General features: G+C 61.7%; 21 protein-coding genes. 12 read left to right on the top strand and 9 right to left on the bottom strand.

Annotation, left to right across the window (positions count from 1 at the left end; all coding sequences use genetic code 11):
* Positions 1-7: 7 nt before the first annotated feature.
* From VKV28_12000 to VKV28_11990, 3 genes are all read right to left on the bottom strand, one after another.
* Positions 8-472: a TadE/TadG family type IV pilus assembly protein gene (locus tag VKV28_12000; protein ID HLH77521.1), complete on the bottom strand. Its 465-nt coding sequence runs from the start codon at positions 470-472 to the stop codon at positions 8-10.
* Complete coding sequence (locus VKV28_11995) at positions 469-1,737, bottom strand: pilus assembly protein TadG-related protein (GenBank protein ID HLH77520.1); 1,269 nt, start codon at positions 1,735-1,737, stop codon at positions 469-471. Before VKV28_11995 ends, VKV28_12000 begins: the two co-directional genes overlap by 4 nt.
* A 99-nt stretch (positions 1,738-1,836) precedes the next feature.
* Positions 1,837-3,309: a glycosyltransferase family 39 protein gene (locus VKV28_11990; protein ID HLH77519.1), complete on the bottom strand. Its 1,473-nt coding sequence runs from the start codon at positions 3,307-3,309 to the stop codon at positions 1,837-1,839.
* Between the two features lie 454 nt (positions 3,310-3,763).
* Between VKV28_11990 and VKV28_11985 the strand changes: the two genes are divergently transcribed.
* The 8 genes from VKV28_11985 (at position 3,764) to VKV28_11950 (ending at position 11,732) form a co-directional block, all read left to right on the top strand.
* Positions 3,764-3,934, top strand: a complete 171-nt coding sequence (locus tag VKV28_11985; GenBank protein HLH77518.1) for a Flp family type IVb pilin — start codon at positions 3,764-3,766, stop codon at positions 3,932-3,934.
* Positions 3,935-4,058: 124 nt separating this feature from the next.
* Positions 4,059-5,066, top strand: a complete 1,008-nt coding sequence (cpaB, locus tag VKV28_11980; protein HLH77517.1) for a Flp pilus assembly protein CpaB — start codon at positions 4,059-4,061, stop codon at positions 5,064-5,066.
* Complete coding sequence (locus VKV28_11975) at positions 5,067-6,848, top strand: pilus assembly protein N-terminal domain-containing protein (GenBank protein HLH77516.1); 1,782 nt, start codon at positions 5,067-5,069, stop codon at positions 6,846-6,848. It abuts the gene before it with no gap.
* Between the two features lie 19 nt (positions 6,849-6,867).
* Positions 6,868-8,082, top strand: a complete 1,215-nt coding sequence (locus VKV28_11970; protein HLH77515.1) for an AAA family ATPase — start codon at positions 6,868-6,870, stop codon at positions 8,080-8,082.
* A complete protein-coding gene (locus VKV28_11965) occupies positions 8,079-9,446 on the top strand; it encodes a CpaF family protein (protein ID HLH77514.1) in 1,368 nt (455 codons plus the stop codon). The genes VKV28_11970 and VKV28_11965 overlap by 4 nt, the downstream gene beginning before the upstream one ends.
* Positions 9,443-10,393, top strand: coding sequence for a type II secretion system F family protein (locus VKV28_11960; GenBank protein HLH77513.1), 951 nt, complete (start codon positions 9,443-9,445; stop codon positions 10,391-10,393). Before VKV28_11965 ends, VKV28_11960 begins: the two co-directional genes overlap by 4 nt.
* Before the next feature lie 11 nt (positions 10,394-10,404).
* On the top strand, positions 10,405-11,328 hold the full coding sequence (locus VKV28_11955) for a type II secretion system F family protein (GenBank protein HLH77512.1): 924 nt from the start codon (positions 10,405-10,407) through the stop codon (positions 11,326-11,328).
* Positions 11,329-11,342: 14 nt separating this feature from the next.
* On the top strand, positions 11,343-11,732 hold the full coding sequence (locus VKV28_11950; GenBank protein HLH77511.1) for a DUF192 domain-containing protein: 390 nt from the start codon (positions 11,343-11,345) through the stop codon (positions 11,730-11,732).
* A gap of 8 nt (positions 11,733-11,740) precedes the next feature.
* On the opposite strand, the gene VKV28_11945 is transcribed toward VKV28_11950, so the two are convergent.
* Entirely contained in the window at positions 11,741-12,610 is an 870-nt protein-coding gene (locus VKV28_11945) for a fumarylacetoacetate hydrolase family protein (GenBank protein HLH77510.1), read from the bottom strand.
* A 249-nt stretch (positions 12,611-12,859) separates the two neighbouring features.
* Here VKV28_11945 and VKV28_11940 point away from each other — a divergent pair, with 249 nt between their 5' ends.
* Complete coding sequence (locus tag VKV28_11940; GenBank protein ID HLH77509.1) at positions 12,860-13,981, top strand: substrate-binding domain-containing protein; 1,122 nt, start codon at positions 12,860-12,862, stop codon at positions 13,979-13,981.
* Between the two features lie 295 nt (positions 13,982-14,276).
* On the opposite strand, the gene VKV28_11935 is transcribed toward VKV28_11940, so the two are convergent.
* The 4 genes from VKV28_11935 to sppA all read right to left on the bottom strand — a co-directional run bounded on the left by VKV28_11935 (position 14,277) and on the right by sppA (position 21,911).
* Positions 14,277-15,428 (bottom strand): amidase, encoded by a 1,152-nt coding sequence (locus tag VKV28_11935; protein ID HLH77508.1) that lies wholly within the window; start codon positions 15,426-15,428, stop codon positions 14,277-14,279.
* 18 nt (positions 15,429-15,446) lie between these two features.
* Positions 15,447-18,575 carry an efflux RND transporter permease subunit gene (locus VKV28_11930; protein ID HLH77507.1) on the bottom strand — a complete coding sequence of 1,043 codons (3,129 nt, stop codon included), beginning with the start codon at positions 18,573-18,575 and terminating at the stop codon, positions 15,447-15,449.
* Positions 18,575-19,753 (bottom strand): efflux RND transporter periplasmic adaptor subunit, encoded by a 1,179-nt coding sequence (locus VKV28_11925; protein ID HLH77506.1) that lies wholly within the window; start codon positions 19,751-19,753, stop codon positions 18,575-18,577. Before VKV28_11925 ends, VKV28_11930 begins: the two co-directional genes overlap by 1 nt.
* 397 nt (positions 19,754-20,150) lie before the next feature.
* Positions 20,151-21,911: a signal peptide peptidase SppA gene (gene sppA, locus VKV28_11920; GenBank protein ID HLH77505.1), complete on the bottom strand. Its 1,761-nt coding sequence runs from the start codon at positions 21,909-21,911 to the stop codon at positions 20,151-20,153.
* A 250-nt stretch (positions 21,912-22,161) separates the two neighbouring features.
* Here sppA and VKV28_11915 point away from each other — a divergent pair, with 250 nt between their 5' ends.
* Positions 22,162-22,608, top strand: coding sequence for a hypothetical protein (locus VKV28_11915; GenBank protein ID HLH77504.1), 447 nt, complete (start codon positions 22,162-22,164; stop codon positions 22,606-22,608).
* 166 nt (positions 22,609-22,774) lie between these two features.
* Here the strand turns inward: VKV28_11915 and VKV28_11910 are convergent, their stop codons facing one another.
* Positions 22,775-24,631, bottom strand: coding sequence for an alkaline phosphatase family protein (locus VKV28_11910; protein HLH77503.1), 1,857 nt, complete (start codon positions 24,629-24,631; stop codon positions 22,775-22,777).
* A 302-nt stretch (positions 24,632-24,933) separates the two neighbouring features.
* Here VKV28_11910 and VKV28_11905 point away from each other — a divergent pair, with 302 nt between their 5' ends.
* Together VKV28_11905 and VKV28_11900 are read left to right on the top strand one after the other, a co-directional pair.
* On the top strand, positions 24,934-25,299 hold the full coding sequence (locus VKV28_11905; protein HLH77502.1) for a CBS domain-containing protein: 366 nt from the start codon (positions 24,934-24,936) through the stop codon (positions 25,297-25,299).
* Positions 25,300-25,620: 321 nt separating this feature from the next.
* On the top strand, positions 25,621-26,124 hold a 504-nt coding region (locus VKV28_11900), incomplete at its 3' end, for a formyltransferase family protein (protein ID HLH77501.1).

The raw sequence follows: 26,124 nt of genomic DNA, 5'->3' as shown, positions 1-26,124 counted from the left end.
TGGTCTCCTACTGCACCCGCATCACGGCGGTGTCGCTCAGAGGAATGCTAGAAGGTAGTCCTGGGTAATCGACCAAGGGAGTGAAAGTGGAGGAAGTGGTCACCTGGACGTAGGTTCCGGGAGCGCCGCTGGCGCAGGTTCCGGTAATGCAATCGACCTGGCTCCCATCGACGCAGGCGCAAAAGCTGGTGGCGCTTACGTTGAGAGCCGACAAATCGACGGCGTCATTTTTGGCCGCGGTCTCCATTCCATTGTTGTCCGCGGCAGTGACCACGCTCTGAGCGCCGTATTGCACTCCGGCCCGCGCCGCGTCGGCTACTTCCATGGCGGTATAACAGGCGCGCCCCAGGTCGGCGGTTACCAAAAACGCGATCAGCAGGATCGGCAGGAATAATGCGGTTTCCACCACCGATTGTCCCGCTTCGCGCGAGCGTGGCCGGCGGGCCGTGGCTTGGAGGGTTGGTGAATTCATTCGCCCAGCACTACGGTTTTGATTGGCGAGCCGTCCTGCAACGAAGAATAGTCGGCATTGATTACCGTATCGGCGCCATTGGATAGCGAGACCTTGTCGGCGACCAGAATTGTATAGGCGGCGGTGGAGGAGCCGCCGGAGAAGACCACCGAACCTTCAGGCATATATAGGGTGCCGTTGATGATCATGTTAGCGCCGCCGTCAAAGGTATTGGCGGCCGTCGAACTGATATTGCGGTCCTGGAAGGCCAGGATACCTTCGTAGGTGCCGCTGGTTGGCGCACTGAGGTTAACCGTCCCACCTCCGGTCACATCTATCGGAGCGAAGGTCTGCCCGCTGCCGGCAGTGTTATAGAAAGTCACGCCGCTGCCCGTGACCGAAGCACCGTTGCTGACTGTCATGCCACCGCCATTGAGGATATAAGTGCCGGGGCTGAAGGTGACGCTGGCGCCCCCGCGAATTTGCATCCCACCGCAATACACTCCGGGCGACAGGTTTACCTGGTTTCCATTGCCCACCGAGTAGTTGGTGTAGTCGCAACTACCGTAAGCAGGAGCGGGAAGCGCCGCCAAGGGATCCTGGACCGGGGAGACGCCGGTTACCGGGGTTGGATTGATGGTGCCGCCGCCGCCGTCGGCATAGCCACCGGTCACCCCCACGCCGGGAGCAGTCAAGGTAGCTCCCCCGGTGACCGAAAGGGCTGAGGAGCTGTCGGAATCCACGATTATGCCGGTGTTGGAGGTGATGTTCGCTCCGCCGCTTAGCGTAAGGGTTCCCAAGGCCCCGGAGGCATGCGGATCAAGGACGTATATTCCGTAACTGCTGTTGACCACGCGGGCTACCGCACGCGAGGACATCGACACGTTGTCGATTCCTAGAACCCGTGCGAAGTAGGTCGGCTCGGGTGCGTTGATAATGACCTCGACCGCCTGCGGATTGCCGGCGTACGCGCCACTGGCGGGAGGATTGTTGACCGTAATCGCTACGTTGTTGGTGCCGTTGCTGAAGCCGTTCTGACTGGCGCTGGTCAAGGCCGCGGTCTGGGCGTCGCCGGTGCCGTGAATTACCTCGTAGGCGCCGCTCACCGCGGCCGCATCGGCCGCGGTTTGCATCACTCGCTTCTGATAGTAGAGGTTACCTACATCCAGAGAGAGGGCGGTGAAGCCCATCATCCCGGTCATGGCCAGCGCTCCCAGGGTGAGAACCTGTCCCCGCTGAAGACGCGCAGCGGCCGGTAATTTCGGGCGGATGACCTTGAACGTCATAGATTCGGGCTAATTTGTAGCCGCGGCGATTACAGCAAGAGCTATGCCGACAGTTTGAAAAAACATTTGTCAAGATTTTTGTGTACACTCGGCCGCTTGTTACCGTGGCTCAGTAGCAGCGGCGCAACCACCGTTGCGCTCGCGCGACGTCGTTGGCTCAATCCGATACAACACCATTTCCTGGTCGCCCAGGATTCGCGTGGCAGTCAAATTGGCCCTGCGCGCCAGCTCGAAAGCAGATTGCAAGCGCCCAGCTATCAGCCAGCCGCCGCCGGCGCGGCGCACATTGGTAGCCAATATCTGAAGTGCGAGGTCAGGGGCCGCGGGATCTATCGTCAAGCGCGGGTTGGAACTATGGCAATAATAGTCGAAGACTGCGCGAAAGTAACCCCGTGAAAAAGCTGTAACCGAGCTATCTACTCGCCGGCGGTTGTGCACGACGGTCAGGCCTTTTTCGAAAATAACCGGCTGGCCGGGATGTTGTGAAACTAATTGAGCAATCTGGGGCCAGGGCTCGGGGGTGATCTGCATGTAGGGAATAAAAGTGGCCACAGACAGACCAACCAAGGCGGTGGTGATAAGATTGCGGGCTTTGCTTCCCCAGTGGGCCAGCAGAGCCGCCAGCAACAAGGCTGCGGCCGGACCCACTGGAGCAACATAACGTACCTCCAGCATTGGACGAATTAGTATCGAGCCACAGGCCATTGCCGCCACCGGCAAAAACAACCAGACGGCGCAAAAGCGCAAGGCTTCATTTCCGCTTTTCCGCCGGGGGAACATCAGCAGTCCAGTCACCAGCGCCAGGCTGAGGGCTAACGCCAGGCCGCGAGTAAGCAGCGAATGCTGGCTGAGTGCTCCCAGGTAATCCATCCAATGAGTGGTCAGCAGCTCGCGCCCCTGCGCTACCTCCACCGGGGCAAAGGGCGCAAAAACAATCAGCGCCGCGGCAAGTGCGATCCACGGTGCGGTGGCTAACCGCCCGGTGAAGACGTCCCGCAGCAAAATCGCGGTCGCGGCGCCGACAAATAACAGCGCTAGCAAGTGGGTATAAAGCAGCAGGGTGGCCACCAAAGCCAGCCCCGCGGTAGTCGCGCGCGAATCGGGATTGCGGCGCAGCCGCAACAAGAGCCAAAACAGCGCTGTGCTCAGAGCTATGAACATGGTGTACATCCTCGCCCATCGGGCGAAGAAGAAGGTCAGCGGATTGGAGGCCCATAGCGCCGCTGCGCAGACCGCGGTCGCGGGATCAAACAGTTCGCATCCTAATAGATAGGTAAGGCTCACTGTTGCCATCGCCCACAAACCGGAAAAGGCCCGTAAGCTTGTCTCACTAATCCCGAAGCAAGCGGCAAACAGATGTAGCGACAAATGGTAGAGAGGTGGCTTGCCGGGGTCGTATTCGAGGGCCACGCGGATAGCCTGGCCGACTGAGCTAGCGCTGGCCGCCAAGGCGCTGTATGCCTCGGGGCTGCCAAGCGGTTTGCCCAATCGATAAAAATAGACTCCCGCGGATAGGACCAAGCCACAAGTCAGATAAACCGAGCGCCGGCCCCATGCCGTGGCTGTTTGCATTTCCAAATCTGTTGATAATGAGCGGCCTGAATCAGTCACGGTGAAGTGTAGTCACGGGTTCTGCCAAGCAATCCGCAGACCTAAGCGTTGCAAGCACCCTGCCATTGGTAGTCTTATTTATCTAACAGTCGAGGAACTCGGCGAGTCGGCCACAACTGTGAGGTTTTCTTCTCATCCAAGCTCAGTTTTGACGCTTTGCCGGCTTTCCTTAGCAAAAGCGTTGCATAAATGCAGCATCCGGCTGCATGGCCGCAACCTGATCAAGCTAGCCACCCTAAATGTTCCAAGTTTTGCTGAGGGTTGCAGGAGCGGCACATAAGTTGCTGTTGGAACACAGGCAAGGCATTTGTCAAGCAATCACCGCTGTTGGTCTCGGGCAGGATTGGGGTTGGGCAGGCAGTTTAGGCCTCGGGTGATTGACACGGCAGTCTAAATCGCCTGGGAGAATACTAGAATGTTGTTTAGAAAGTTCGTCAATCGTTTACGCAAGCAGGCTGGACAAGGAATGGCGGAGTATGGGTTGATTCTAGCCCTGGTCTCGGTAGTCGCGATCGCTACTCTTACCAACGTAGGCAGCGACCTCAAGACCCTTTTCAGCACGGTCGCTACCGACATCGCTGGCTAGTAAGAGCTGGCCCCGGGGATGGTGGTTGCGGCATGGATCTGGCGCGTCGGACGAAAGGATTTCCGGGCGGCGCGCTAGAAGCGGTCTTTTTTAAAGGCGCGGACACTCGCCCTGGCAGCATTAGATGCGGAGGTCGGCCCTATTTCTGATCGCGGGTGTGCTGGTTGCGATTGTCGCCACCGTGACCGTGTATTCTACTCTGATGCGAGCGCGCCAGGCCCTGATCGCGGCGAACGCCAAGACTACGGACGTGGTGGTCGCGGCGCGGGATATACCTACAGGCTCGCGAATTGATATCGGTGCGGTCAAGATAGTCCGCTGGCCGCGCGACTATCTGCCGCCCGGCGTCTATACTACCATCAAGCCGGCCTTGGGAAAGATCGCGCGCGCGCAGCTATACGCTAATCAGCCAATGGTGGCCGCGCAGTTGGTTGACGCTGACCAGTATACTAATCCCGGCGGATTAATAATTCCGGTTAACATGCGTGCGATCGCCATTGCGGTGGATGCGGTGGGCGATATTGCTGGTTTTGTGTTGCCGCGTTCGCGGGTGGACATCTTGGTTACAATTAACCAAAGCGGTTCAGCGCCGCCCCTTGCGAAGACGGTACTGGAAGATGTTGAAGTTCTTGCGATAGCTCAGACCACTACCCAGACTCAACACCCGCAGTTAGAAAAAATCGTTACAGTGCTGGTTACCCCTACCCAGGCTGAGCAACTTGCGGTCGCCGCGCAGCAGGGTGTTTTGCGTCTGGCCTTGCGCGGCGCGGGAGATGACAAAATTGTCGAAACCAGCGGAGTGGATCTTCGTCAGGCTTTGGCGGCCTATGCCGATCCTCCTGCCCGCACCATGCCGGCCAAAGCGCGGCCGCTGCAGGGAAGCTTAAAGCGCAGGCTGGACCAAGTGGTGGTGCTGCGTGACGGGGTACGCAGCGAAACCTTGAATTTTGACGGAGACCGACTGGTGGCGCGCCAGAGCGCAAGCTCAGTGCCTGCACCTGCCGCGGTTCCCGTCGCTCCAGCTCGATTCGCAGCCGCCGCCCCATTCCCGAAGCCCGCAAGCGGCGGCTTTGCCGGCGCCGGGACGGGCAACCTGAGTGAAGCGACGGGGACGGCGATGGGAGGGCCGTAAATGACGCCGCCACCGTTACGTGTTCACTCACGCGGATTGTGGTGGTTGGGGTCCCTGGCCGTGCTGATCGCGATCTGTACACCACTCGGTCGGGTATATGCGGCGCAAGAGCAGACTTTGGCGCTGACCGCGGGTGCGAGCACGGTATTGAAGCACGTAGATCCAGACCAAACGCCGCAGGTTCGCTACGACGGAGGCGTTCGGGCGTTCGAGGTCGATCCTCAAGGACGCGATCAATTGATAATTTTAGGTCTGGCCCGTGGCAGCGGCACGCTCAAAATAACCCGCGACGGTCAGCAAGTAATTTATGATATCACCGTGACCGGAATAGCCAATCCTGAAAATCCTACTCTGCCTGGGACCGCACCCCCTGCGATGGGCAGCCCGCCGGCAGGATCTGGCTTAACTCCGCACAGCATGAAAGCGCCCCGAGCGCTAGGGGCATTGGCTAGCATAGCGCCGCCAGTCAAAGCTGACCTGTATTCAGTGGTCGAAGATCATGCGCCTACAACGACGGCAGCCGCCGCGCCAGTGCCAGTGACGGTCATGCCGGCGCAGCAGCCGCCTCCTGAACCGCACAAGTACACCACTGACCCACCTGCCGAAATCGAGGAAATTCCCTCGCTCGATCGGCCCGCGAGATTGCCAGATGATACGGTTTCGATGATGGCGGGAACCGCGCGAGTCTACGACTTTCCCTCGGGCATCAAGCGGGTGTCGATTTCGGACAGCAAGATAGCTGATGTTCAGGTAGTCAATCCGCGGCAGCTGATGATAGTTGGCCATGCGCCCGGTGTAAGCAGCCTGGTGGTGTGGGATCGCAGCGAGAATTACGTCGAGCGGCAGATTCGGATCGAGCAGGTTGGCCAGCAACAGGTGCTGCTGGATGTGGTCGTCGCCGAGATCGATCGCACCAAGCTGGAGCAGCAGGGAATCGATTACTCGGTGGCGCTCACGCACTACGGCTTTTCGCTGGCTGGCCTGCCGGGGATGGTGGCCGGTTCCTACAGTCCAACTATGCAGTTTAACGGCGCGCAATCCGGTCTTCTCAACCCCTCGTCGGGCCTGCCCTCCGGGGTATTGCCGCCGGGTGGCGCTTACTATCCACTTCCAGTTTCCAGCAACATTACCTATGCGATCGGCGGCGCGAACAGTAATGTCTCTACCAATTCGTTTTTTCAGTTTTTGGAGGAACACGATCTGGGAAAGATTCTCGCCCAGCCGCATCTGCTGGCCAATTCCGGGCAGCAGGCGCAATTTTTGTCAGGAGGCGAGATTCCAATTATCGTTTCGCAAGCACTCAATACATCGATTGTGTTCAAGGAATACGGCACCTCGGTGATGTTTGTTCCCACCGTGGTCGGCCGCCATGAGATTGAGCTGGCGGTCAAGCCAGAGGTGTCGCAACCCGATTATACTCACCAGGTATCGTTGAACGGCTACTCGGTCCCGGCGTTTGTGACACGACGCGCGGAAACCGAGGTTCGGATGGGTGAAAATCAGACTCTGATGATTGCCGGCTTGATGATGGAAAACACGACCTCGACCGTAAAGAAAGTCCCTTATCTCGGCGATATGCCATATTTGGGGGGTCTGTTTCGAAATACCTATTGGACCAAGCAGACAACGGAATTGGTGATGGCGGTGACGCCTCACATCGTGCGACCGATTCCCGTCGAGGGGCAACTGGCACTGCCTACCGACAACGTCGGGCCGATGTCACCCGAGGAAATTCGCACTCGTCAACTGCCAGTGCCCGACGCCAGTCGACCGCGTTTTTAGCCATGCCGGAGCAACAAAAATGAGCTGGGGTCAGGGTAAGGATAGGAGTGATGGACTCAGGTTGCTAGTGCTGGGCGACGATGGCGAAGCTCGTCAGGAACTATGCGGCACGCTGGCACAGAGCAATCTTCAGCTGAGTCAGGAACAAGGAGCTCTGAGCGGCGCGCCGGCGCGCGACGCCGGCGAAAGCGACGCGATTCTGGTGTTGGCGGGTGAACAGGCCAGCGCAGTATTGGAATTTCTGCAGCGCCAGGGCGGAGTGTCGTCCAAACCGTCGGTGGTGGTCATCACTCCGGAGTCCGAGCCGGGCGCGATTCGTCGGTTATTGCGCGCCGGAGCCGATGAGATTCTATTTATTCCTCCTTCGCTGCCGGATCTAGTCAAGACTTTGCTCAAGGTCAGCGAACGATTGCAGCGGGTCGATCAACCCAAGTTGGGACTGACCTGCGCGATTGCGGGGATCAATGGCGGGGTAGGTGTCACCACGGTGGCGGCTAATCTGGGGTTGGCGCTGCGCTATGCGCTGGGGGTCAAGGTGGCGCTGGTGGATCTGGATCTGCAGACCGCAGATCTGGCGGTGCAGCTCAATCTGGAGGCTGAACACAGTGTGGCTGGGGCGGTCGAGATCGAGAAGCTGGATTCCATAGCGCTGGAATCGCAGCTGATCCGCCATCCCAGCGGCGCGTACCTCCTGGCCGGCCCTAAGCAGATCGAGGAAGGAGAAAAGGTGGGGGCGTCGGCCTTGGCGCAGCTTTTGGACTTGATGCGACGGATGTTCGATTACCTGATTATCGACTGTGGTCCGCATCTGGACGATCGAACGTTGGCGGCCTGGGAGCAGAGCGATCACCTCTTTGTGGTGGTCAACCAAAGCGTCAGCGCGGTACGCGGCAGTTGGCGCATAATCGATTTGCATAATCGCTTGCGCACCGCGGCCCCGGCGCCGCAGTTAATTCTGAACAAGGCAAATAACCGCAGTTTGGTAAGCGCGGCCCGAGTCAGCGACACTCTGGGACGACCGCTGTTTGCCAGCTTGGTGCGCGACGACCGCCTGCTGGAGGAGGTTGCAAGCCGCGGCCTGGACCTGTGGCGCTATCGCGCGCGGGCTCCGCTTACCCGCGGCTTCGAGGCGCTGGCCGACAAGATCAGCGGGCGGGAGCGCAAAACCGGTTGGCTGCGTTGGCCGGCGCGCACACGCTCGCCCAACCTGGCCTTGGCGGAAGTCAAGCCGTGAGTTTGCGCGAGCGTCTGCTGAGCTCCGCCAACGGCTCCATCGCGCCGGCGCGTTCTTCGATGGCCACGGCACCGGCGCGTCGCGAGACCTCTGAAGCCAGCGGCTATATCGAACTCAAGGCGCGAATCCACAACCGCTTGCTGGAGGCGCTCGACCTATCGCGCCTGGAAGAGACGGATCCGGCCACGGTCAGTGCGCAGGTGGCGACTACGATTCGCGGGCTGCTCGCGGAAGAAGGGCGGCTGGTAACCGAAGCCGACACGGCGCGGCTGGAAGAGGAGATACGCAACGAGATTCTGGGGCTGGGGCCGCTGGAACCGCTGCTGCAGGATCATTCCATCAGCGACATTCTGATCAATGGGTCCAAGCAGGTTTACGTCGAACGCGGTGGCAAATTGCAACTCACCGCAGTCAGTTTTCACGACGATCAGCATCTTATGCACATTATCGGCCGGATCGTCTCGCGCGTAGGCCGACGGGTGGACGAGTCCTCGCCGATGGTGGACGCGCGGCTGCCCGACGGTTCACGGGTCAACGCGATTGTGCCGCCGCTGGCGATCGACGGACCTTCGATGTCGATTCGACGTTTCGGCAAGGACCCGTTGCGTATTCAGGATCTTATTGCGAAGGGTGCGCTGTCCCCCGAGATGGCCGAATTTTTGCGAGCCATCGTGCGCGCACGGCTCAATATCATCGTGTGCGGCGGCACGGGCTCGGGTAAGACCACGATGCTCAACTGTCTGTCGGGTTTTGTCTCTCCCGACGAACGGATCGTGACTATCGAGGACTCCGCCGAGCTGTCCCTGCAACAGCCTCACGTGGTTCGCCTGGAGACCCGCCCGCCCAACCTGGAAGGGCGCGGCGAGATTACTCAGCGCGACCTGGTACGCAATTGCCTACGGATGCGCCCCGACCGCATAATTGTCGGCGAGGTGCGGGGGGCCGAAGTGCTGGACATGCTGCAGGCCATGTCCACCGGCCATGACGGCTCGATCGCCACGGTTCACGCCAATAGCCCGCGCGAGGGACTGGGGCGGCTAGAAATGATGATGCTGCTGTCGGGAGTCTCGCTGCCCGAGCGTGCGATGCGCCAACAGATCGCCGCGGCAGTCAACATCTTCGTTCACGTCAGCCGGCTGTCCGACGGCAGCCGCAAAGTCATGCGCATTTCGGAAATCGTGGGCATGGAAGGCGAGCAGGTGATGATGCAGGACCTGTTCGAGTTCGTACGTACCGGGACCAGCGCCAGTGGCAGGGTCGAGGGCCACCTGCGCGCCACCGGTATTCGCTCGGCCTATGCCGCGCGGCTGGAGTTGGCGGGCCTCAAGCTGGAAACGCCGCAACCCAAGATAGGGGTGGGATGATCGCGCTGGTCGCGCTGTTGGTTTTCGTCGCCGTGGTGGTGCTGATTCTGGCGCTGGCCAACCTGACCGAGCGCCGCCACCTAGCCGCCACTCTGGTTCAACGCCTGGCCCAGCCCAGCGCTCCGCTACCCGCGGCGCGCGAGCGCGGGGCACGGCGGCGAGCTCGCAGCGGTGGCATCGAGCGCCTGCTGGGTGGCAGCAATCTGTTTAGCCGTCTGCAAGAGATGATGTGGCAGGCGGGGATGTACGCGCGTCCGGGCGATTTGCTGTTGTTGATGGCGGCCATGAGCGGCGCGCTCTTTACGCTTGTGTACCTGGTGTGGGGCGATCCGCTGGTCGCGGCAGGCGCGGGCGCCAGTGGGGGCCTTTTGCCGCTGCTGTATGTGCGCTGGCGACAGAAGCGCCGCATAGCGAGCTTCGCCGCCCAACTGCCTGAGCTACTCGACATGCTCAAATCCTCGTTGCAGGCTGGCCATTCACTCAATCGCGGCCTTCAGGCGATCGCGGACGAATTCCCCGATCCCGCTCGCGCCGAAGTCCGTATGCTGCTCGAACAGACTCGGCTGGGGATGTCCGTGGCGCGTGCGTTCGAGGAAATGTTGCATCGCATGCCCGAGGAAAATCTGCGCTTTCTAGTCGTCGCCATTAAGATTCAGGCCGAGGTCGGCAGCAGTCTGGCGGAGATTATCGGACGCCTGAGCGAGACCATTCGCTCGCGCCAACGCATCAAGCTGCAGATCAAAGCTCTGACCGCACAGCCGCGGTTAAGCGGGATGGTAGTGGGCTTGTTGCCGGCCTTCGTCCTGGCCTTTTTTTCCCTGATTCGTCCGGAGTATGTAAGCGTGCTGTTTCATGACCCAATTGGAAAAATGCTCTTGAAAGGTGCGGTTGGCGCCGATTTGCTGGCGCTGGTCATTATCCGCCAGATGCTCAGGGTTGATTTTTAGCAGGCCGGCGCATGACCGACCCAAGGTTGATCGCCCTGGCGTTGTTTGTCTGCTTCACCGCGGTCTCCGTCGTGCTGTACTCCGGCTTTTTCGCGCGCCGAGCGGAAATCGAACGGCGCCTGGCGGATATCGCGCTGGCGGCACGGGTTGCCGCCGGGCATCAGCAAGACAACCTGCTGTCGCGCAATCTCATACGCTGGGCCACGGCTCGCCTGCCGAGCCCCAAAGATTCCAAGGGGCGTGGCGAAAAACTGCGCCAGACGCTGTGTTACGCCGGTTATCCGAGCGCCCACGCGCTCGTCTACTATCGGCTCTTGCGTTTGCTCCTCAGCCTGGTTTTGGCGCTGATAGGCGCGACGCTGGCCCTACTCCTGGGCAAAGCCTTCGGCGCGGTTGTGATGTGGGGGGCAGCGGGTGCGATGGCTGGGACGGCGGGTCCCAATTTTTATCTCGGCCGCTTGGCGACCAAGCGCCAAAAGCTGATCGCGCTCGAGCTCTCCGACATTCTCGATCTGCTGGTGGTCTCGATCGAGGCCGGGCTGGGCATCTACCAGGCCATTCGCACGGTGGGACGCGAAGCACAGGCGCAAGGGCGCGAAATGGGTCGCGAACTTTCGCTGTTGTCGGGTGAGCTGGCAGCCAACTCCACCTTGGGCCAGGGAATGCGGATGATGGCAGAACGCACCGGGGTAGAAGAGGTCCGCGCGTTGGCCGCAATCTTGGTCCAGAGCGAGAAGCTGGGTTCGCAAATGGGGCCAGCGTTGCGTGCCTGCTCGGACAGCATGCGCACCAAGCGCCGTTTGAAGGCCGAGGAGGCGGCCCAAAAGAGCACCATCAAGATGCTGCTGCCGATGGTCCTGTTCGTGTTGCCCGCGATGATGGCGGTGATGCTGGGTCCGGCGGTAGTCCAGATCGCCCACAGCTTCCATCACTGAAGAAAGCGCCGGCCATGGCCTCGTGCGAATTGGTAGGTGAAGTGATCGATGACAATCGGGGCACCGTGTTATGCCGGCGGCTAGTTCTGGCTCGGAGCACCGGCAGCCGAATGCGCGGGTTGCTGGGCCGCGCCGCGATGGAGCCCGAATGTGGGATGCTGTTCCTCACGCCGGCGTGGTTTCCGATCGCCTGGATGCATACCTGCGGTATGCGCTTCGCGATCGATATTGTGTTTCTGGATGGCCGCAATCGAATCCTGCGCATCAACCGCGATGTGGCGCCGTGGCGCTTCTCGGCGCTGGTGCCCAAGGCGCGCCGGGTGCTGGAGTTGGCGGCCGGCAGCGCCGCGCGCGCCGGTTGCCAGAAAGGAGACCTGCTCAGACTCCCAGGTCTCCTTCCCTGAGATTGGGGCTAGCCGCGTTCGTCGGCGATCGGATTGCGCAGCAGGCCGATCTTCTCGATCTCGATCTCGCACACGTCGCCGTGACGCATGAACACCGGCGGCTTGCGCGCAAAGCCCACCCCCGACGGCGTGCCCATCGAAATCACGTCCCCCGGCTCCAGGGTTAGCACTTCGCTGATCGTGACCAGAGTCTCTAGCACCGAGAAGACCATGTCGGTGGTATTGGCGTCCTGCATCACTTTGCCGTTGAGTCGGGTTTGTAGGCGCAGGCCGGTGGCGCCTGGGGCCAATTCGTCAGTGGTTACCATCCAAGGACCGAAACCGCCGCTGCCGTCGAAGTTTTTGCCCACGGTCCACTGACTGGTTTTGCGCTGGTAGTCGCGCACCGAGCCATCGTTGAAAATTGAGTAGCCAGCCACCGCGCTGAAAGCGTTGGCCTCGGTCAGATGGCGCGCTCGCTGGCCGATAATCACCGCCATCTCACCTTCGTAGTCGAATTGCTCGGAGGCGCGGGGCCGTATCAGGGGAGCTTCGTGCGCAACCAGAGTGGTGTTGAAGCGGGCAAAAAAGATTGGGTAGCTGGGCTTGTCGTGCCCGCCCTCAGCCGCATGTTCGGCGAAATTCAGGCCCAGGCACAGGATTTTCGCAGGATTCTCCAATAGCGGCAGCCAGGTAAAGCTGCCCTCGTGCAGGGTTGCGCTGGCAGGCGCGGCTTTGGCCGCTGCTGCCGCCTGCTGCAGGGCCGCCGGGCCCGCGCCGAGCAGCTCTTTGAGGGACGCTGGCGCATGTGGCGCGGCGGCGCCCAAATCGACGATTCGGCTGCCCTCGGCGACTGCGATGGTGCGTCGTCCTCCTACCAGAACTGAACCCAGTCGCATGTAATTAGTGCCTCCTTAAAAAACTTCAACCAATCGAAAGCGCGGCTGGCATGCCCGGGACGAAGCTGGTCGGTTGGATGCGGCGATTAGTCCGCACTAACAGGGAATCCGGGGCGTTGCCTGCTTCGCTGTATTTACTTGCCCGCCGTCTGTCAAGGAAGGCCCCGCCGCCCGCCCGAGCTACTCATCAGTGGGGGGCTTTAGGGGGACTGCCATTTGCGCCACTATAAAGGATCGAGGACAAGCACAATGGCCCAAGACTCGGAACTTCGCCGCGCCCGCATCGCGCGTGGGCTGACCCAAAACGACTTGGCTCGCCAAGCCGGAATTTCACGCCAGGCGCTGGGTGCGATCGAGGCTGGGACTTATCAGCCGGGAGTGGCGGTAGCGCTCAAACTGGCGCGCGTCCTGAGCGAGAGTGTCGAGAATCTGTTTGGTGAAGGAAGCGCGGATTCCCCAAGGCCGGTGGAAGCGGTTTGGGGCGGGGGGCCTGCGGTCGGAATGGGCCGCCCGCAACGGGTAGCGCTGGCCAAGGTGGGAGGCAAGCTGGTCGCGATCGCGGCGCCCACGGTGCACCTCGGGTTGGCTCCAGCGGCAGGCACAGTGCGTCGTTTCAACCGCCATCGGGTCCAGGTCGACACGGTTCTGACGCCCGCTGAAATCGATCTGACGCTGGTGGTGGCAGGATGTGATCCCGGGGTCGCCCTGCTCGCCGATTTCTTTGCCCGCCATCGTCTGCCCGTAGGCCTCGTTTCGTTGCCCTGCTCCAGTCGCGATGCGCTCCAGGCGCTCCATCAGGGACGGGTCCATGCGGCGGGGGTTCATCTGCGCGACGCCCGTACCGGCGAATACAACCTGGCGTCGACCCGCACTATCGTCGGCGGACAGCCCACTCTGCTGGTCAATTTCGCGCAGTGGGAATTGGGCTTGGTGCTAGCGCCGAACAATCCGCTCGCCATCACAGGCATCGCCGACTTGGCGCGACCCGCACTACGTATCGTCAATCGCGAGCCTGGCGCCGGCGCCCGTTTGGCGTTGGACGAAGGGCTGGCCGAGTTGGGATTGGAGGGTAGCGCAATCGAAGGTTACGAACTGGAACTGGCTGGCCATCTGGAAGTGGCCGCCGCGGTGGCTCACGGCAATGCCGATGCCGGCGTGACGATTCGAGTCGCGGCCCAGGCCTATGGATGCGCTTTTTTGCCGATGCGTCAGGAGCGCTACGATTTGGTTATCGCCCAGCGCGATCTCCACAGCGAACCCGTTGCCGCGATGATGGAGGTGCTCAGTTCGCGCCGCTTCGCGGCCGAAGTCAGCCAACTCTGCTGCTACGATACCCAGCGTATGGGCGAAATTGTTGCCCGCCTGGAGTGAAGCGCGGCGCGCGAGCTTTAATATAAGCGCCGTCGACCAGTGCGCAGACCGCAACGGGGTTGCGCCGTTTTGTTCGGAAAGTACGCGGATTCAGCAACACCCATCGCAACCTTCTCCCGCAAAGGCAGCGGGGGAAGGGGCGGGACATTTCGCTACATGTTTAGGAAAAGCGAGTGGGGGCGCCGGTCCAATGCGAGCGCCTGAGGCCTTGGGCGGAAGGTGCAAGCTGGAAAAGTTGCCAGGCAAGTTGGTTCGCGATAAATCGCCACTCAATATTGGCCTTGACGCGGCGGAGTTAGCTCAACTGCTCAGCGAGGGCGAGCAGGGCTTCGTCGCCGCCTCGTGGTCCGATCAGCGACAGCGCCAGTGGTAGCCCATCGACTTGCGCCAGCGGTAGGCTTATCTGGGGCAGGCCGCACAGGCTGGCCGCGGCGGTCAAGGTGAGATTGGAGAGGCGCTGGGCCTCGCCGTCCTGAGGCAGCGGCGCGACCGAGTAAGCTGCCGGCATCGCGATCAATCCGTCGCGCCCTAGCAGCGCATCCAGCCGCGCGCCGATCTCGGCCCGCCGGGCAGCGGCGCGCTCGACCTCGGCCGCGCTGACCAGTTGGGCCTGCGCGAAGCGCTCCCTGGAAATTCCCAGCCGCGGCTTGCGCTGGCTGATCCATTGTCCGTGCGCGGCCCAGGCCTCGTGGCTCTGGATGGTGCGATAGAGCTGGGGCCACTGCTCCAATTCGCCCTGACCCAGGCTGATAACTTCGACCGCCATCGCGCCGGTAATTAGCGCCAGCGGTTGGCGTAGCGCTTCACGCGCGTCCTCCGCTGCCACCGCGAAGGCGTCCTGCGCGATGAGTAGCCGGCGCGGGGTACAGGTAATGGTCAGGGGTGCAAGCAGGACCGCTCCGACTTTGCGCAGCAGATGGGCGTCGCGGGCGAAAAAGCTAACGGTATCGAAGCTGGGTGCTAAGGGGATGACCCCCTGAGTAGAAATTCGTCCATGGGTTGTGCGAATTCCCCAGATCCCACAGTAGCTGGCCGGCACGCGTACCGAGCCGCCGGTATCCGTGCCCAAGGCGCAATCGGCAAAGCCGCCAGCCACCGCTGCGGCCGAACCGCTGGACGATCCCCCTGGCATGCGGCCGGGCGCGCGGGGGTTGGCTGGGGTGCCGTAATCGAGGTTCTCGCCGGTCATGCCCCAGGCCAGTTCATCCAAGCGGGTTTTACCCACCAGGCGCGCGCCCGCGGCCAGCATCGCGCTTACCGCCGGCGCGCTGGTGTCCGCGGGTGGATGGCTGGCCAGCCAATCGCAATTGCCGGCGCAGCAGCGATAACCGGCAACGGCGTAGAGATCCTTGGCGGCGAAGCTGACGTCGGCCAGACTTCCGCCGCCGGCACCCTCGATCTGCGCCTGGTCGTGATCGCAAAAGGGGCTGCTCCAGCGAATGGTCATCTACGCTCTCCGCGCGCTTTAGGAGGCTACCCGCCCTGGGACTCCATGCGCGACCTGCGCTATCGCAGTGGCGGGCCGCGCCACTGTCCGCGCGCGCCGGCGCGCTCCGATCGCGTCGAGGTACGTATAAATCACAGGCGTGATGTAGAGGGTCAGGAACTGGGAGAAGACCAAGCCGCCGGCCACCGCTACGCCCAGGGGTCGGCGCGCCTCGGCGCCCACGCCCCAACCCACCGCGATTGGCATGACACCCATCAGGGCGGCGAAGGTTGTCATCATGATGGGGCGAAAGCGCACGATCGCGCCTTGGAAAATCGCCGCTGTGGCATCGCTGGCGCCACCGCTGCGCTGCGCCTCCAGGGCAAAATCGATCATCATGATAGCGTTCTTCTTCACCAGCCCGACCAACATGATGATGCCGACGAAGGCGAACAGGTCTAGTTGAAAACCCAGTAACCACAGGGTCAACAAAGCGCCAAAGCCGGCCGAGGGTAGACCCGAGAGGATGGTGACGGGATGGATAAAGCTTTCATACAGGATTCCCAGCACCATATAGATGACCAGGATGGCCAGAATTAGCAGAATCCCCAGGCTGCGCACCGAGGCCTTGAACTCTTCGGCCGTGCCCTGGAAGGAGGTGGTGATGGTGGAAGGTAGGGTGTTGGCCGCCAGCGAGCTGACCTGTTGCAGCGCGTCGCCGAGCGAAGCGCCGGGAGCAAGGTTGAAGGAAATCGTCACCGCCGGGGATTGGCCCAGATGGTTGACGGTCATTGGACCCACATCGTGAGTCAATTTTACCAGGGTGCTCAGCGGCACCTGCTGCCCGTTGGCGGCACGCACGTACAGCAGCGAGAGCGTCGCCGGATCGTCCTGGTACTGGGGCAGCAATTCCATCTCGACCCAGTACTCGTTGTTGGGCATGTAGATGGTGGAAATCTGGCGCGAGCCGTAGGAGTCATACAACGCGTTTTCGATCGCCTGCGGAGTAACACCCAAGGCCTGCGCCTTGTCGCGATCAATTTGGATGTCGATCTGAGGATTGGAGACCTGCAAATCGCTATTGACGTCGCGCAGTAGCTTGAGCCCGCGCATCTTGGCCTCCAGGATCGGCGCGTAGCGATATAGGTCTTTGGTGTCGATGCTTTGCAGGGTGTATTGATACAGCGCCTTGGTGAACAGCGCTCCGATCTGAATTGGCGGCGGGACCATCAGAAAGGCGCGCAGGCCGGGGATGCCCGAGATTTTGGGCTGCAACTGGGCCACGATGCGTTGCACCGGCGGCCGCGGGCCGTTCTTCAGCTCGGCGAACAGGAAACCCTCGTTCAAGCCGCCCGGCCATGTCCCGCTAAAACTGGTCGAGGTGCCCGCAATCCACGGGTCGGAATCGATGATGTTAGCCAGCACCTGCATGTGATTCTTCATGCCCTCGAAGGAGATTCCCTGAGCGCCCTGGGCGAACACCATCACCTGTCCGGTATCCATGCTGGGCAGGAAACCCTTGGGAATCAGCACGAAGAGGTAGCCGGTGGCAATCAGGATCAGGAAAGAGAAGAGCAGCGTTCCCAGTCGATGACGCATCACCCAGCCCAGCGAGCCGCGGTAGGCCGCAAGCATCGCCTCGAAGCCGCGTTCCGTGAGCTTGAACAGGCGGCCGTGCTGGAGACTGGAATCGGGCCGCAGAAAGCGGCTGCACATCATCGGCGTCAGGGTGAGGGAGACAAAGCCCGAGACCAGGATGGCGGCGGCGATAGTGACGGCAAATTCGTGCAGCAAGCGGCCTAGGATGCCGGCCATGAACAAGACTGGGATGAAAACGGCGGCCAGCGATAGCGTCATCGAAATGATGGTGAAGCCGATCTCTTTGGAGCCGTCCAGCGCGGCTTGCAAGGGTGCCTTGCCCATCTCCAGGTGGCGCACGATGTTCTCCAACATCACGATCGCGTCGTCCACCACGAAGCCCACGGAAAGCGTGATCGCCATCAGGGACAGGTTATCCAGGCTGTAGCCCAACAGCGCCATCACCGCGAAGGTCCCGATTACCGATAGCGGCAGGGCGAGACTGGGAATGATGGTCGCCGACAGGTTGCGCAGGAAGATGAAGATCACCAGCACCACCAGCGCGATTGTCAGCAGGAGAGTGAACTGGACGTCATCCACCGAGGCCTTAATGGACAGTGAACGGTCGTACAGTGTTACCAAGGTGACTGCGCGGGGCAGGTCGGGCATGAAGGCGGCGATCACCTTCTTGACGTTGCGCACCACCGCCACGGTGTTGGAGCCGGGTTGGCGCTGGATGGCCAGGACCACGCCGGGGTGGCCGCTGACCCATTCGTCCTGCTTATCGTCTTGAACGCTGTCGAGGACTCGGCCCAGTTGCTCCAGGCGTACCGGCGAGCCGTTACGATAGGCGACGATCAAAGGCCGATAGCTGGCGGCGTTGGTTAACTGCCCACTGGCTTGGATCGTGAAAGCCTGATGTTTGCCGTAGAGCGTGCCCACCGGCAAGTTGACGTTGGCGGCCTGCACCGCCTGTGCAACATCGTCCACCCCGATCCCGCGTTCGGCCAACTGGCGCGGATCGAGCTGAATCCTGACTGCGTATTTCTTGGAGCCCCAGACCTGGACCTGAGCCACCCCCGACACCATCGAGATGCGCTGGGCGAGGTCATTCTCGGCATACTCGTCCACTTTCGACTGGCTCAGGCTGTTGGAATAAAAGCCTAGGTAGAGGATAGGAAAGTCGGCCGGATTAACCTTGCGAAAGGTCGGCGGACTGGGCATGCCTTGAGGCAAATAGGCTTGGGCTGCCACAATCGCGGCTTGAACGTCCTGGGCCGCCGCGTCGATATTGCGGCTGAGCTCGAACTGCAAGGTGACGTTGGTCAAACCCTGAAAGCTGGTGGAACTCATCGAGGCCAGGCTCGCGATGGCGGAGAACTGATGTTCCAGCGGAGTGGCGACCGAGGAGGCCATCGTATCCGGGCTGGCGCCGGGCAATTGGGCGCTGACCTGGATGGTGGGAAAATCGACGGTGGGCAGGTCGCTGACCGGTAGCGAACGATAGGCGATAGCGCCGAAGAGCACGATTGCCAGCGAGATCAGGGTGGTCATCACCGGCCGGCGGATGAACAGCTCGGTAAAGCTCACTAGGTTGCTCCCGCATGGGCGGGACCAAGCCCGCTTTTGATTCGCACTCGCGCTCCGGGGACCAGTTGTACTTGGCCGTCGGTGACCACCGTCTCGCCGCCATGCAATCCGCGCTGAATAATCGTCATTCCGCTCAGCGTGTCGCCGATCACTACCGGTTGCAGGCGCACAGTCTGATCCGGCTTAAGCACATAGACGTAATTTCCCTGCTCGCCGCTTTGTACCGCCTGCGAAGGGACCAGCACGGTATTGGGCCGCTCAGTCAGGGTCAGCGTGACGTTGACAAACTCGCCCGGCCATAGCGCTTCGTCACGATTTTGAAACAGACCGCGAAACTGAATCGTGCCGGTAGTGGTATCCACCGAGTTGTCGATAAAATCCAGGGCACCGGTGGAAACCTGATCGGGTGCGCTTGGCGGATAGACCTCCACCGTCAGCGGATCGCGGTTCATATAGCGGCGAATCAGCGGCAGCTCCTTCTCGGGCAAACTGAACTGTACGTAGATCGGCTTTATCTGATTGATAGTTACGATCGGGTTGTCGGGATTGGCCTTGATGATATTTCCGGCCTGCACCATCAAGGCTCCAGCCCGCCCGGCGATCGGTGACAGGATGCGGCAAAATTCCAAATTGAGCTGGGCGGTCTTGACGTTGGCCTTGTCCGCTTCGACCGCCGCTTTCAGTTCCGCGGCCTGCGCCTGGGCTTGTTCGGCCTGCTGCTGCGAGGCGGTGCGGCTCTGGTACAGCGCCTGCCAGCGGGCGGCGTCACGCGAGGCTTGCTCGCTTTGCGCCTGATCGCGCGCCAAGGTGGCGCGGGCCTGATCGAGCGCGGCGCGATAAGGGCGCGGATCGATGTCGAACAGGCGCTGATCCTGAGCGACTTGCTGGCCTTGCTGGAAATAGACCCCGATGATCTGACCGCCGACCTGCGGTTTGACCGCGACGCTGGCGTAGGCGTCCACGGTCCCGATGGCGTGGAGCTGCACTGGCACGGTCTTTTGAATCGAAGGTGCCACCAGTACCGCCACCGGCCCTCCCCACTGCGCACGGCCGCCCGGCGGTCCGCCGCCCGAGCAGCCATTGACATTGACAATGAGGGCCACGCCCAGCACGCCCAGGCTCCAAAATTTCGCCAACCGCCAAAAAGGTGATTGGAACGCCTTGCTCAGCTCTAACATGACGCGTGTACGCCTTTGGGCTTGCGCAATCGGAGTCCTGAGTAGTGGCAAGGTGTTATGTCGTAGCGGCTGAACACCATGCGTAAATCGACCCCCAGCGAATCGAACCTCAAATCTTACCGACTGGCGCGACTTGAGAAAATCACCGCCATGGGGAAATCGGTCCACGCTTGCCGTCGTTCTTCTGTCCGCTTCGCGGAGTCCCGACAGTCAGAGCAGAGCCCGCGTGGGTTGGAGATGTAAATCAATTCTATCTTAAGACAGCTTCGTTACAATTCTCGTTCCTACCAAACGCTCCCGCTCCTGATGGCGGCAGGTCCACGGGTTTTACTTATGAGCTATCTCGGGATACGCGTTCGTGCCCCACTATTCGAGCCGGGCCTGGCTGGCGCGCCGATTAGCGAACCACCGGCAGATGGGCGCAGTAAAGCGCTCCGGCCGCGCCGCTCAGCGCACGCTGTCGTTCGATCAGCTCAAGCCAGGGTGCTGCCACGCGGGCCAGGGCCAGGCTCTGGGCACGCGCCTGACTTGCTTGACCAAGCCCGAGCAACTGACTGAAAAAACCGGGCGGGCGTGGTAGAGTTTCAATTTGAAGCGGTTGGTTGGCCGGCAAACCGGCCAGCACCGCCGCTTGGCTCAGCGCCGCGCTCAAGCCCCCCAACCGATCGATGAGTTTGATACCCAAAGCTTGGCGCCCGGTCCACACCCGCCCCTGCGCGATCTGCTCCACCTGGGGCACGCTGAGCTTGCGCCCGGCGGCGACGCGGGCGACAAATCGGCGGTAGACGTCGCCCAGCAGATGGTCGTGAAATAAGGTAGCCTGGGCCGGCGTGAAGTCGGTAAAGGGATCGAACATCGCGACGTTGTCCCCCTGCGCGACCGCGCCGGTATTGATTCCCAACTTGGTGGTCGCTGCGGCGATGTTGAACTTGCCCCCCAAGACGCCGATTGAACCAGTAATCGTCCCTGGATCGGCGAACAGCAACTTGCCCGGAATGGCGATCCAATAGCCTCCCGAGGCGGCATAGCCCGACATGCTGACCACCAGCGGCTTGGCTTGGGCGGTGCGCTCTACTTCGCGCCGGATAAGCTCCGAGGCGATAACCGAACCGCCAGGCGAATCGATACGCAGGACCACCGCTTTGACCGCGTTGTCCTGGCGGGCCTGGGTCAGGGCATCGACCATGTCGTCAGAGCCCATCGCGGTGCCTTGAGGCGAGAGCAACGGATCGAAACCACCGCTGCCGCGTTGAATGGCGCCGCTGGCGTAGATGACGGCCACGCGCGAGCCCCCACCCAGGCTGCCCAGCAGCGGCGCCCGCGTGTAGTCCATGAAATCCACCAAATGATGGCGCTTGCCGCCGCCAAAATGCTTGATGCGCTGGTCGAACTGGTCTTCGTACTCCAGGCGATCGACCAGGTGCGCTTGCAGGCCGTCGTCGGCGGTCAGCGGGGCGCGATTGATAAGCTGGCGCACGGTTGCCCTGGGCAAATGGCGTTGGGCCGCGAGCTGGTCGACCAGTTGACCGTACAGGTCGTCAACCAGGCTCTGATCCTCTTCCTTTTGGGCCGGGGTAAAATCCTGTTGAGTAAAGATGTTGGCGGCGGTCTTAAACTGCCCAATTGCGTCGAATTGGGGCTTGATTCCCAGCCAGTCCAGGGTCCCCCGCATGAACAGCTCGCGCATCTGCACGCCGACGATATTGAGTTCGCCCTCGGGCATCAGCGAGACCTCTTGGGCCGCGCTGCCGACCAGATAAGCTAAGTTGCCAGGGCCGGTCTCGCCGGCGGTTTCGATATACGCCGAGGTCCATTTATGGCTGGCCCGAAAGGCGCGAATTGAACTGGCCAGTTCCTGGCCCTGAGCCATCTCCATGCTGGGATCGATGACCTTGATCGCCAGGCCGACAATCCGGCGGTCGTGCGCGGCGGACGTGATGGCGCGCAGTACTTTGTCCAGCGGTGTTTGGGTTACCCCGCGCAAACTGTTGATCAGGCCGCTGTTGTCGTGCTCGACCACCGGGCCGGATAGATCCACCACCAACACCGAATTGGCGGGGACGCGGCGCTGGAAATAATCGACTACCAACGCGATGATGAATAGCACCGCCGCCAGCACCACCGTGCGCACCAGCCATCGGAACAGCCACTTGAACATAGTTCTCACCACTATCGGCCCAGGCCGCGCGCCCGCGGTCGGCATTTTGGGTACGTGAAACGAGGTGTGCCGGCGCAATGGCGCGGCCCCAGACTTGAACCGACCCTCGCTAACATCGATTATAACGAACCATACCCCGCGGGTTGGGGCCAGTCCCAGGGTCGGCAAGAAGCGCTTTTCCAGGCCTCGTGTTCGAGAGGAGGCGCGCGCTGGGGCAGGCGCCGAGCGCCCGGATATCGCAGAGGTACAGATGGCGACAAACGATAGGACAGGGCTGGCGCTGATAATCTTGTTGTTGGCGGTGTTGGCCCCGGGAACACTCTGGGCGCAAGCCACCATCATACCCACTCCCGCGCCCACTCCCGCCCCGGCGCCGACGGCGACGCCCGCGCAATTAGGCGCCCGCAGCTTTTATTGCAATTGCGCTGCTTTTGGACAGCCGGTGAGTTGGGCCGGCCAAGTTCAGGCGCTTAACTATTTTCTAGCCCGCCAAACCGCGGGCGGAGAGTGTCTGGCATATTTGGGGCTGGCGCCCCAGTCGCCCTATATTGCTCCTCCGGTCTCGGGTTTCGGCGGTGCTGCGGCGCCCCAGGGTACACCTAATCCGTACGTGCTTGATCCGCTCGCGGCGGCTCAGATTCCTCAACGCCCCCCGTTGCCGGCCAACAATCCTTGCGCCAGTTGCGCCTGTAACTGATGCGTTACAATTTTTAAGCTCCGGCCATCCTTCCTCCGCAAGGGGCCGCGGCTGGCGCGTTTTTCCGTTTCGATAACGGGGGAGACGCCCTAAGTACTAAAGGCGAGACGCCCTAAGTACTAAAGAAGAAAAACTAAAACCGCAGACCCCACTGCGCCACGGAACGCTAGCGGGATGGGTGCGCCTGTGCGCTATTTGATGGCCTGTTATCCGCGCCATGGGCGTTCGTACCCGTCCAGGTGAAGCTGGCACCGTCCAAATAATCTTCGCCCGCCAACCGCTCCAGCGTCAGCGTGCTGGTTGCTAACCCATCGGGCAGTTTGCGCGCCACGCGCAAAGTCACGGTTCGCGCCACCTGCGGGCGCGTTGGCTCATTGAGCGCTTCTTCCAGCAATCGTCCCGCGTTCCGTTGCCTAGCTGGTGGTCGGAGGCCCAGCAGCCATATCAAGCTGCGCCCCAGGTCGAGGTTGGAGGTTGGACTGGAATCGGTAAAGGAGCGGCGGAAATCAGGCCCAATCGCAGCGCAGAAATTGTGCAACTCGTACGCTCCCACCGCGCCGTGGCTGCCCATTCCCGTCGTCATGCGCGGATCCGGGCTATCCGCATATACCAGGCCGGGCATGGGATGGACGGCGCGATAGGAGCGGTTGGCCACCATGCGTGGGCCGGCGGCCGAAATAACTGTGGCTGAAGCGTGGACGCCGCCCAGTTGCTCAGGCGCGCCATCGAGCTCGCGAAAAGAGATAATCAAATCGGGCGCGTGCCGACCCATCAGATTGAATCGCGCCAGACTGAAGGTGCCGGCCACTTCGCCGCGATAGCTGGCGCTATCGCCCGAGCGGGCAGGCGCGCTGAAGATCGGGCCGCACCAGGGCTGAGCCAGGGCCCAATCGACCACTCGCTGCAATAACTCGCGGCGCGCGGCGGGAGCAAGCTCGCGTGAGAGCACCAGCTCATCGCTACCGCCGTTGCTGGAAATAGTGATGTCCTCGCTGGTGGAGGAAGCCTTCAAACCGCGCGCGATCAGCAGCTCCTGCAGCGGTACGCGGGCCTTGATGGTGGCGAAGCCGTGATCCGACACGACGATGAGATCGGTTTGCGCGACTAGCCCCAGTCGGCCCAGCGCACTGCGCAGCAGGCCCAGGTTAGCGTCGCAGTTGGCCAGCGCGGCCAGCGAGGGTGCGGTCCCCAGCCCGGTCAGATGCTGGCTGATGTCGGGATTATGTTGCCACAGCACCAACAGCACGTTGCGGCCGGCGTGGAGGGTGTGGGCTGCGGCGGGCAGCACCTGCTCGGCAGCCACTCGGGTGAAGTAGCTATCGCGGGTGACGAACGGCGGCATCTGCCACATCCCCATCGAGCGCGCACCAGGGTAGTTTATCAGATGGAACTTCTGCCCGATGGCGGGCGGAGAGATCAGATCGTCGGCGATCAGCAGCGCATCGCCCTGCGCCGCGCGCGGGCTAAACTGCGGATCGAACAGGAAGGTGGGGCCCGGTTTGCCCAGCAGCGCGACCATCCCACCGCATTGCGCCAGGCGCTGGCCAATCGCAGGCACGCCAAGTAGCTGCGCGCCTAATTCCTTGGGGCTGGCCAGGGCCATCAGGACCGCCGTGTGCTCAAGGTCAAGCGGCCGACTGCGCGCTTGGCGCAGGATCATTTCGTTGCTATCCAGGCGCGCCTTGATTGGCGGGGCGGGCGGCAAGTAGGGAGCCAGATCCGCCCAATCGCCGCGAATGCCGGTTTGCGAGGGCGGTGCGCCGGTGCCCATTACCGCTGCGTTAACCATCGTTTCCGTGGGGAAAATCGCATGATGACGCGCGAAATAAACGCCTTCGTGCTCCAGTCGGTAGAGTTGGGGGGTGACTTCCGGGTTGACCGAATCCGGGCGCAGTCCATCCCATACCATCACAATCACCAACCGTGCCGCGCGAGGTTCCGCCGCGCCAGCAGGCGGCGGGGCACCTGTTGCCGCCAGCAGCGCCGCAACTACCAGCCAATCCGCTATCCAGCCTTTTTTCACTGCTGCAACTCCTTTGGCCCGGGCTTGCCAACCAAGCGGCGGCGCAGCTTGCTCCGCCGATCGAATGATGATCGCGCCGGCCCGCCGTATACAACAGCCAAATTCCGGTATCGGCGCTCGATGTGAGGGGTTAACCCCGGCTTAGCTACTCTCGATTTCGAACGGCGTGAGGGGTTGGTTAGATAAATTTTTCCTCCGCTCCCGCGGCTGCAATGATATTTTTAAATGGCGAGCGGCTTTGCGGCGCGCGTGTTTAACCGCCGCCGTGCCAAACACCTTTCAGCACAGTGAGGAGCATGGCGATGCGGATCAGCGAAGTAATGAACGAACCGGTTGCCTGCCTGCCCAGCGATGGCGCGACCCAGGCGGCGATCATTATGCGTGACGAAAACACCGGCATTGTCCCGGTGGTTGCCAGCTTTGAAGAACGCAAGCTGGTGGGTGTGGTCACCGACCGCGACCTGTGTGTCGATATCGTCGCCGCCGGGCGCGATCCCAATGACGTCACGGTACAAGACTGCATGACCAACGAAGTGGTGACCTGCGGGCCCGAGGAGGACCTCAAGCGTGTGGCAGAGCTGATGAGTGAAAACCAGATTCGCCACATCGTGATAATCGACGCCCATCGTCATCTCAAGGGCGTGGTGTCGCTGGCCGATATTTCTTGAGATCGCCAGTTGGACGAAGCCAACACCACCGACTCCCGGGAAAAAATCAAATCCCCTTCCAGCGAAGCGAGCAAGCTTTGCGCGTACGGCCAGGGTACCGGCTTGGTGGGGCGGGCCGCCATGCTCGACCATCGCTCGCGGGCGCCACCTAAGCGCACTACGCCGCCTTCGACTATTCGGCTCGGACAGCGGCGACCGCCCACCCTTTTCGCCCTTGCTGCCGTGCGAGGCGACCGATGGCTTTACCACAGGATTGGTCGGGTGACGAGCTTGGCCCGCGGGGCGGCGCTTTGCTAGCTTGAGGGCGCTGCGAGGTAACCGATGCGAATTGTCCTGATCGGCCAGGCTGCGTTTGCCGTCAAAGCTCTGGAAGAGATCGAGCGTCAAGGCGACGAGATCGTGCATGTATTCGCGCCAGCGGACCGTGGAGGAAGGGTCGATCCGTTGGTACTACGGGCGCGCGATCGTGGGTTGGCTTTCAGTCAGCCGGCCTCGTTCAGGGGCGAGGCTGCGTTCCAGCAATTTGCCTCGCTCAACGCGGATTTGGCGATTTTGGCCTTCGCGACCATCATCGTGCCCGAACGCATTCTTTATCAGCCGCGCTATAAATCAATTTGCTTTCATCCCTCCCTGCTGCCGCGTCATCGCGGCGCCAGCGCGATTAATTGGGCGATCATCAATGGCGATCGCGAGAGCGGGGTAACCTGGTTCTGGCCCGACAAAGGGATCGATACCGGCCCCATCCTGATTCAAAAAACGGTGCCAATCGGGCCCGCCGATACCACCGGCACGCTGTATTTCAACAGCCTATTTCCGTTGGGAATC

Source organism: Candidatus Binataceae bacterium (assembly GCA_035294265.1).
Classification (GTDB): Bacteria; Desulfobacterota; Binatia; order Binatales; family Binataceae; genus DATGLK01.
The sequence above is the reverse complement of the archived record's forward strand: the minus strand, read 5'-3'. Positions and strand labels throughout refer to the sequence as shown.

Excerpts from the sequence above, each read along its gene's own strand:
- VKV28_12000 (HLH77521.1), bottom strand. The coding sequence starts at position 472 with ATGAATTCACCAACCCTCCAAGCCACGGCCCGCCGGCCACGCTCGCGC.
- VKV28_11995 (HLH77520.1), bottom strand. The coding sequence starts at position 1,737 with ATGACGTTCAAGGTCATCCGCCCGAAATTACCGGCCGCTGCGCGTCTT.
- VKV28_11990 (HLH77519.1), bottom strand. The coding sequence starts at position 3,309 with ATGCAAACAGCCACGGCATGGGGCCGGCGCTCGGTTTATCTGACTTGT.
- VKV28_11985 (HLH77518.1), top strand. The coding sequence starts at position 3,764 with ATGTTGTTTAGAAAGTTCGTCAATCGTTTACGCAAGCAGGCTGGACAA.
- cpaB (HLH77517.1), top strand. The coding sequence starts at position 4,059 with ATGCGGAGGTCGGCCCTATTTCTGATCGCGGGTGTGCTGGTTGCGATT.
- VKV28_11975 (HLH77516.1), top strand. The coding sequence starts at position 5,067 with ATGACGCCGCCACCGTTACGTGTTCACTCACGCGGATTGTGGTGGTTG.
- VKV28_11970 (HLH77515.1), top strand. The coding sequence starts at position 6,868 with ATGAGCTGGGGTCAGGGTAAGGATAGGAGTGATGGACTCAGGTTGCTA.
- VKV28_11960 (HLH77513.1), top strand. The coding sequence starts at position 9,443 with ATGATCGCGCTGGTCGCGCTGTTGGTTTTCGTCGCCGTGGTGGTGCTG.
- VKV28_11955 (HLH77512.1), top strand. The coding sequence starts at position 10,405 with ATGACCGACCCAAGGTTGATCGCCCTGGCGTTGTTTGTCTGCTTCACC.
- VKV28_11950 (HLH77511.1), top strand. The coding sequence starts at position 11,343 with ATGGCCTCGTGCGAATTGGTAGGTGAAGTGATCGATGACAATCGGGGC.
- VKV28_11945 (HLH77510.1), bottom strand. The coding sequence starts at position 12,610 with ATGCGACTGGGTTCAGTTCTGGTAGGAGGACGACGCACCATCGCAGTC.
- VKV28_11940 (HLH77509.1), top strand. The coding sequence starts at position 12,860 with ATGGCCCAAGACTCGGAACTTCGCCGCGCCCGCATCGCGCGTGGGCTG.
- VKV28_11935 (HLH77508.1), bottom strand. The coding sequence starts at position 15,428 with ATGACCATTCGCTGGAGCAGCCCCTTTTGCGATCACGACCAGGCGCAG.
- VKV28_11925 (HLH77506.1), bottom strand. The coding sequence starts at position 19,753 with ATGTTAGAGCTGAGCAAGGCGTTCCAATCACCTTTTTGGCGGTTGGCG.
- sppA (HLH77505.1), bottom strand. The coding sequence starts at position 21,911 with ATGTTCAAGTGGCTGTTCCGATGGCTGGTGCGCACGGTGGTGCTGGCG.
- VKV28_11915 (HLH77504.1), top strand. The coding sequence starts at position 22,162 with ATGGCGACAAACGATAGGACAGGGCTGGCGCTGATAATCTTGTTGTTG.
- VKV28_11905 (HLH77502.1), top strand. The coding sequence starts at position 24,934 with ATGCGGATCAGCGAAGTAATGAACGAACCGGTTGCCTGCCTGCCCAGC.